At 75.3% G+C, this 6,619-nt stretch carries 3 protein-coding genes and 1 pseudogene; 2 read left to right on the forward strand and 2 right to left on the reverse strand.

Annotated features, from left to right (window positions below; genetic code table 11):
* Together CCN51_RS33010 and CCN51_RS33015 are read right to left on the reverse strand one after the other, a co-directional pair.
* Positions 1–1,734 (reverse strand): annotated as a pseudogene (locus tag CCN51_RS33010) (hypothetical protein); the annotation flags it as partial.
* Positions 1,735–2,123: 389 nt separating this feature from the next.
* Complete coding sequence (locus tag CCN51_RS33015) at positions 2,124–2,309, reverse strand: hypothetical protein (RefSeq protein WP_014174305.1); 186 nt, start codon at positions 2,307–2,309, stop codon at positions 2,124–2,126.
* 183 nt (positions 2,310–2,492) lie between these two features.
* Between CCN51_RS33015 and CCN51_RS33020 the strand changes: the two genes are divergently transcribed.
* Together CCN51_RS33020 and CCN51_RS33025 are read left to right on the forward strand one after the other, a co-directional pair.
* Entirely contained in the window at positions 2,493–5,519 is a 3,027-nt protein-coding gene (locus CCN51_RS33020; protein ID WP_014174306.1) for a DEAD/DEAH box helicase, read from the forward strand.
* Positions 5,516–6,619: SWIM zinc finger family protein (locus CCN51_RS33025; protein WP_086860435.1), on the forward strand; the 1,104-nt coding region annotated here is incomplete at its 3' end. The genes CCN51_RS33020 and CCN51_RS33025, both read left to right, overlap by 4 nt.

A 6,619-nucleotide genomic window follows, 5' to 3' on the forward strand; every position in this document is an offset into this window, starting at 1 on the left:
TAGGCGACCCGCGCCGTCGCGGCCCGGTCGTGCCGCTGAGGCTCGACTCCCGGGCGGCGGCAGCCATCTGGGCCGGGACGGACCCCGACTACCTCGGCGAAGTGCCCGACCGTCCTTCTGCCCAGGGCGGCGAACGCGACGGCGCGGGTCGCCTACGACCTGGCACAGCAGACGGGCCGTCTGTGCCGCCCGTTCGGCGTCTCCCCGGGCCGCCGCGCTCTCCGTGGTGCGGCGCAGCCACCGTTCGGCGGCGGCGACCGTGGCGGGCGTGGAGTCGCGGGAGTGGATGGTGGTCAGCGCCGCGTCGCGCAACACGCTCAGCGGTACCGCGGCCAGCATCCGGCGCGGCGCGCCGGCGACCTGTTCCAGCGCGGCGCGCCGTACTTCCTCCCTGTCGTGCCAGGCCCGCTCGCAGGCTGCCACGGTCCGCGCGAATTCCGCGGCGTCGGCGTTCAGCTCGGCGCACGCGAGGAGCGCACGCCAGGCGTACGCGCGTTCGTAGGGGTGGTGGCCCGCCGCCGCCTCGAGCAGGATCGGTTCGGCTTCAGCGAGCGGAGCCACCGCGGCGAGTTGGTTGCGCAGTACCGGCGACCGGTGCGGCCGGGCGAGGACGGGGCGCAGAAGGTCCGCGCGGTCCGTCGGGTCGAGTGCGGCGAGGGCGTTGAAGCGGGCCCTTCTGCCGAGGCCACGCGCGGGGATGCGGGCTTCGACGATGCGCCGCCGTGTCGCGGCGGGGAGGAGCGTGAGCAGGGGATCGGGGGTGATATCGAGCCGATCGGGGCCGTACCAGCGGATGCCACTGGCGCCCGCCTGGGCCGCGTCGGCCAGTTCGGCCAGTTCCTCTGGTGTGAGGGCGCGCAGTGCCCGCAGCGCGGGCCGGGGCAGCGGCCCGGTGGGCAGTCGGAGGGTGGGCGTCCGTTCCGGCCCGCCGCCGCGGTCGTTGTCGGCCCGGCCACTGTCGGCACAGGACGCGGCTCGCCGGAGGATCGCCAGCACCTCCCGCGGCTTGCGCAGCAGTGCCACCGCGCCACGGCCATCGATCAGCGCGGGCGCTCGTTCGAAGAGCAGCAGCCCGGCGTCGGTGTCACGTTCGGCCACGGCGGCGGCCAACAGGCGGTGGCGGCGGGCCAGTCGTCGTCGGCCGTAGTCGTCGCGCGCCTGGTAGTCGGCCGTCAGCCGGGCGGCGACGGCCGCCGGGGCGGTGCGGGCGAGGGTGTGCAGGACGCCGATCGGCGGGTCGAGGCGGGGCAGCCACTCGGCCGCCACGCCAGGTGAGCAGGCGGGCAGCAGACGGGCGGCGTCGGCGGGACCGTACGCAGCGTGCGCCCGCGGCAGCAGCAGGTCGGCGAGCGCGGTGCGCCGGCCGGCCCGCAGCACACGGTATGTCTCATGCCGTACGGAACGGCTCTCGCTCAAGGCGAGTTGGGCCAGGGCCGCTTCGGGCACCGGCAGCCGGATGGCCGCGGCCAGGGCGCGGCGTCGCAGCAGGGGGTCGGCGAGCGCGGCCGCCACGGCATCGAGGTCGCGGCGGACGACGGCGAGAAACAGCGCGAGATGCCGGTCGTCCGGTTCCGGGGAGGAGTCGAGGGCGGTACGCAGGGCGGTGCAGGCGTCCGGGGAGAGCGTGCGGGCGTACCGTGCCAGGGCGCTCATCCGGGCGGGGAAGGGCAGCGGGTCGAAGTGCGCCCGGAGCCAGGAAGGGGTCAGCGGCTGAGGAGTTCCGTATGCGGCCATGGGCGATCACCGAGAGATCGCGAGGCCGTCCTTTCCATGCGTCATGGTGCGGATCATGGCCCGGTGTCGGTCAACGGCACAAGTCATTTACAGAACAGCGGACCGCCGGGCCACCGGGCCAAGGCGGCGAGGTCCGCCGGGTCGGCCGGGCCCTCACGGCACGGATGGACGGGGTCCGGGTGACATCCGCGATCGGTGTTGCGCGGTCACTCCCAGGCGTATGTCACCCCGGGCCCCGAGTCCGGCCGACGGTCCGGCTCCGCCACTCCGCAATCCGCCGTCTCCCGCCGCGCCCCTTCTCCCGGTTTCCATCCGGGAATTCGCCATCGGGGCGACCCCGATGGCGCGGCGCCGGTCACCGGCGGGCGGGACAGCTGCCGCAGCCTCGGTCAGCGCCCAAGCTCCTTGCGCGACACCCGGCGCAGTCTGCGCCGCTGAGAAGGGTCGAGCAGCAGGTACGCCAGTGCCGGAACACCGACGATCACCAGGACCGCCGCCCAGAACGGCAGCAGCTGGCACAGCAAGATCACTCCTATCGCCGCACCCCCGGCGACGGCCACAGCGCGCTTGGACATCTCCCTCTGCCTCCTTCGCGGCACCTGCCGCTTCACTTCTGTCAACGGACACCGACGGCGTGCGGTTCCTGAGTGCGAAGGATGCAGGTGAGGTGCTTCACACGGGACGCCCGCCCGGCCGGGCCACTCGTCAGGTAGCCTCGGCGGCTCCCACTAGTCAAGTTTGAGGAATGCGTCAGCTCCGTGACACCACCCACCGTGGCAACGCCCTCCGAGATCGCCGAACTCAGCCGCTGTACCACCGTCTTCCTCCCCGCCGACCCGGCCCGGACCGGACGCGTCGCCTTCTGGCGGCCCGACGGCCCGGAACCCACCGGCCCGGGTAGCACCGAAGAGATCACCGTCGTGGTCCCGGCCCCTTCCGCCGGGGACGTCGGGAACGCCGTGAACGACAGGGATGACGGGGCCGGAAACGCCCGGGACGTCGGCAGCCCGGGCGTCCGCATCCGCGCCGTACGGGCCCTCGTCCTGCCCCTGGCTGAGGCGCTTCCGGTGCTCACCCGCGCCCGGGCACGCGCCGCGCACGCCCCCTCCTCCCAGGCCGATCCCACGGCGGCCTTCTGGGGCGCCGCCGCGGTGCTCGCCCTCCAGCTCGCCGCCCGCGGGCGGCTGCTGCCCGGGCTCACGGCCACCGACCACGACGCCTGGCGCGTCGGCCCGCTCGCCGAGGAGGATCTACGGCGGGTGCGTGACCTGGCCGCCACCATGCCCCCGGCCGCGCACGCCGTACCCCTGCCCGGCACCGATCCGGTGCGTCTGCCGGAGCCGGAGCGGCACGTCCGCGCGTTCCTCGACGCGGTCGCGGACGGGCTGCCGCGCTCGCCCGCGGCGGCTCTGGCCGCCGGAGGCCCCGCCTTCGCCGCGGCCGAGCCGCAACGCCTGCCCGCGCAGCGGGCCTGGGCGGCGGATCTCGCCGCCGGGCACGACGCCGGCGTCCGGCTGTCGCTGCGTATCGAGCTGCTGGAGGGTGACCTCACCGGCAGCGCTGACCTCACCGGCGACGGCGAGCACAACAACGGCCACCGCGGCGGCAACGGGAAAGCCCCCTCCGGTCCCCGCTTCCGCGCCGTCCTCCAACTCCACAGCCTGGCCGACCCCGCCCTGCTGGCGGATGCCGCCGAGGTGTGGTCGGGCACCTCGGCCGCAGCCGCGGCCCTTGGCCCGCGCGCACGTATGGACGCGCTGCTGACGCTGCGCCGGGCCGCCCGCGCCTGGGCGCCGCTCGCACCGCTGCTGTCGGCCGCCGTGCCCGACGCGCTCGACCTCGCCGACGAGGAGGTCGTCGAACTGCTCGGCCCTGCGGCCGAGGCGCTGGACGCCGCGGGAGTCCAGATCCACTGGCCGAAGGAGCTGGCACGGGGGCTGACCGCGCGTGCCGTCGTCGGCCCGCGCGGCGGTGCCGAGGGCGAGGGGCCGGATTCGGCCGGATCCGCGATGCCCTCGTATCTGTCGGCCGACGCGCTGCTCCGCTTCAGCTGGCGGTTCGCCGTCGGCGACCAGGAGCTCACCCGGGCGGAGCTGGACCGGCTCGCCGAGGCCGCCCGCCCGGTGGTGCGGCTGCGCGACCAGTGGGTCGTCATCGACCCGGAGGCGGTCCGCCGGGCCCGCGGCCGCGAGGACCGCGACATCACCACCGCCGACGCGCTCGGCGCCGTCCTGACCGGCCGGACGGAGGCCGAGGGCACCGCCGTCGACGTGCGGGCCGCCGGCTGGCTGGCCACGCTGCGGGACCGCCTCGCCGACCCCGAGGGCCCGCACCACGCACCCGTCGCCCAGCCCGCGAGCCTGGCCGCCACCCTGCGCGACTACCAGTTGCGGGGCCTGGGCTGGCTGAACCGGATGACCTCGCTCGGTCTCGGGGGCACGCTCGCCGACGACATGGGTCTTGGCAAGACCATCACCCTGATCGCCCTCCACCTCCACCGCCAGACCGTCCCCGAGGCCGCCGGGCCCACCCTCGTGGTCGCGCCCGCCTCCCTGCTGGGCAACTGGCAGCGCGAGATCGAACGGTTCGCGCCCGGCACCCCGGTGCGCCGCTTCCACGGCGCCGCGCGCGCACTGGACGACCTGACGGACGGGGAGTTCGTCCTCACCACGTACGGGACGATGCGGCTCGACGCGCCGCGGCTGGCCGAAGCGGTGCCCGAGGGCTGGGGTCTGGTGGTCGCCGACGAGGCGCAGCACGTCAAGAACCCGTACTCGGCGACGGCCAAGCAGCTGCGCACCATCGGCGCCAAGGCGCGCGTCGCGCTCACCGGGACCCCGATCGAGAACAACCTCTCCGAGCTGTGGGCGATCTTCGACTGGACGACGCCCGGGCTGCTCGGCGGCCTCGGGTGGTTCCGCGCTCACTACGCCCAGGCCGTCGAGAGCGGAAGCGACCCGGCCGCCGCCGAGCGCCTGGCGAAGCTCGTCCGACCGTTCCTGCTCAGGCGCCGAAAGTCGGACCCGGGCATCGCGCCCGAGCTCCCGCCGAAGACCGAGACGGACCGCGCCGTGTCGCTCACCAAAGAGCAGGCGGGGCTGTACGAGGCGGTGGTGCGCGAGATGCTGGCCGAGATCTCCGGCGCCGACGGGCTGGCCCGGCGCGGGCTCATCGTCAAGCTCCTGACCGGCCTGAAGCAGATCTGCAACCACCCCGCGCAGTATCTGAAGGAGGACCGGCCCGTCATCGCCGGCCGGTCGGGAAAGCTGGAGCTGCTGGACGAGTTGCTGGACACCATCCTCGCCGAGGACGCGAGCGTGCTCGTCTTCACCCAGTACGTGCAGATGGCGCGCATCCTCCAGGACCACCTGGCGGCGCGCGGCATCGGCGCGCAGCTGCTGCACGGCGGCACGCCGGTGGCGCGCCGTCAGGAGCTCGTGGACCGCTTCCAGGAGGGCGAAGTGCCCGTGTTCCTGCTGTCCTTGAAGGCGGCGGGCACCGGCCTGAACCTCACCCGGGCCGGGCATGTCGTGCACTACGACCGCTGGTGGAACCCGGCCGTGGAGGCGCAGGCCACCGACCGCGCGTACCGGATCGGGCAGACCCAGCCGGTCCAGGTGCACCGGCTGATCGCCGAGGGCACGGTGGAGGACCGGATCGCCGCGATTCTTGAGCGCAAGCGGGAACTGGCGGATGCGGTGCTCGGCGCCGGGGAGGCGGCACTGACCGAACTGACCGATGCCGAGCTGGCACAGCTCGTGGAGTTGAGGGGGACCGAGCGATGAGCGACGCCGGGGACGTCCGGCCGGGGCACGAGGGACGCGAGCGCATCTTCGAGGCCCTGCCGCCCGCTCGTGGCCGCGGCTTCGCCAGCAGCTGGTGGGGCCGGGCGTGGCTGAAGGCGCTGGAGGACGCGGCGCTCGACGGGCAGCAGCTGGGGCGCGGGCGCAAGCACGCGCGCGAGGGCGCGGTCGGGGCGGTATGCGTACGGCCGGGGCGGATCACGGCGGTGGTACGGGATCGCGACCGTACGCCCCACCGCTCCGATGTGCTGCTGCAGGAGTTGACCGGCGCCGAATGGGAACGGCTGCTGGACGTGGTCGCCGACCGGGCCGGGCATATCGCCGCGCTGCTCGACCGGGACATGCCCCCGCAGCTCGCGGAGGACGCGGCGGCCGCGGGCGTCGAGCTGCTCCCGGGCATCGGCGATCTGGAGCCGCAGTGCGGATGCGAGGCCTGGGACCACTGCCCGCACACCGCCGCACTGTGCTATCAGGTCGCCCGGCTGCTGGACGAGGACCCGTTCGTGCTGCTGCTGATGCGCGGCCGGGGGGAGCGCGAGCTCCTGGACGAGCTCCAGGTGCGCAGCGTGGCGCGCGCCGCCCGGCGGCGCGCCCCGGACGGCGCGGCGGAGGAGGCCGCGGGCCACGCCCCGGAGGGCGTGTCGGCGCAGGAGGCGTTCGCCGCGGCCGCTTCCCGGCCGCCGCTGCCCGCGCCCCCACCGGCCGTGGCCGAGCCCGGTCGGCCACCGGCGCTGAGCGGCGGCAGCGATCCGGCGCCGGGGCTGGACGTCGTCGCGCTGGAGTTCTTGGCGGCGGACGCCGCGGTGCGCGCCCAGCGGCTGCTGGCCGAGGCGCTGGCGCCGGGCCATGCCACGGCCCCGCTGCCGACCGCGCTCACACTCTGGCAGGACGCGGTGCGGCTGGCCGCCGCCGGCCCTCCGGCCGGTATCGCCGACCGTCTCGCCGCGGGCTGCGGCCGCGACCGAGGCGAACTGGCGCGTGCCATACGCGCGTGGGGGCACGGCGGGCCTGCCGGGCTCGCCGTCCTGGAGGAGGAGTGGACCCCGGCCGACGAGGCACTCGCGCGGGCCCGCGCCTCGCTC

Source organism: Streptomyces milbemycinicus, from assembly GCF_002154605.1.
GTDB classification, from domain to species: domain Bacteria; phylum Actinomycetota; class Actinomycetes; order Streptomycetales; family Streptomycetaceae; genus Streptomyces; species Streptomyces milbemycinicus.

Excerpts from the sequence above, each read along its gene's own strand:
- CCN51_RS33015 (WP_014174305.1), bottom strand. The coding sequence starts at position 2,309 with ATGTCCAAGCGCGCTGTGGCCGTCGCCGGGGGTGCGGCGATAGGAGTG.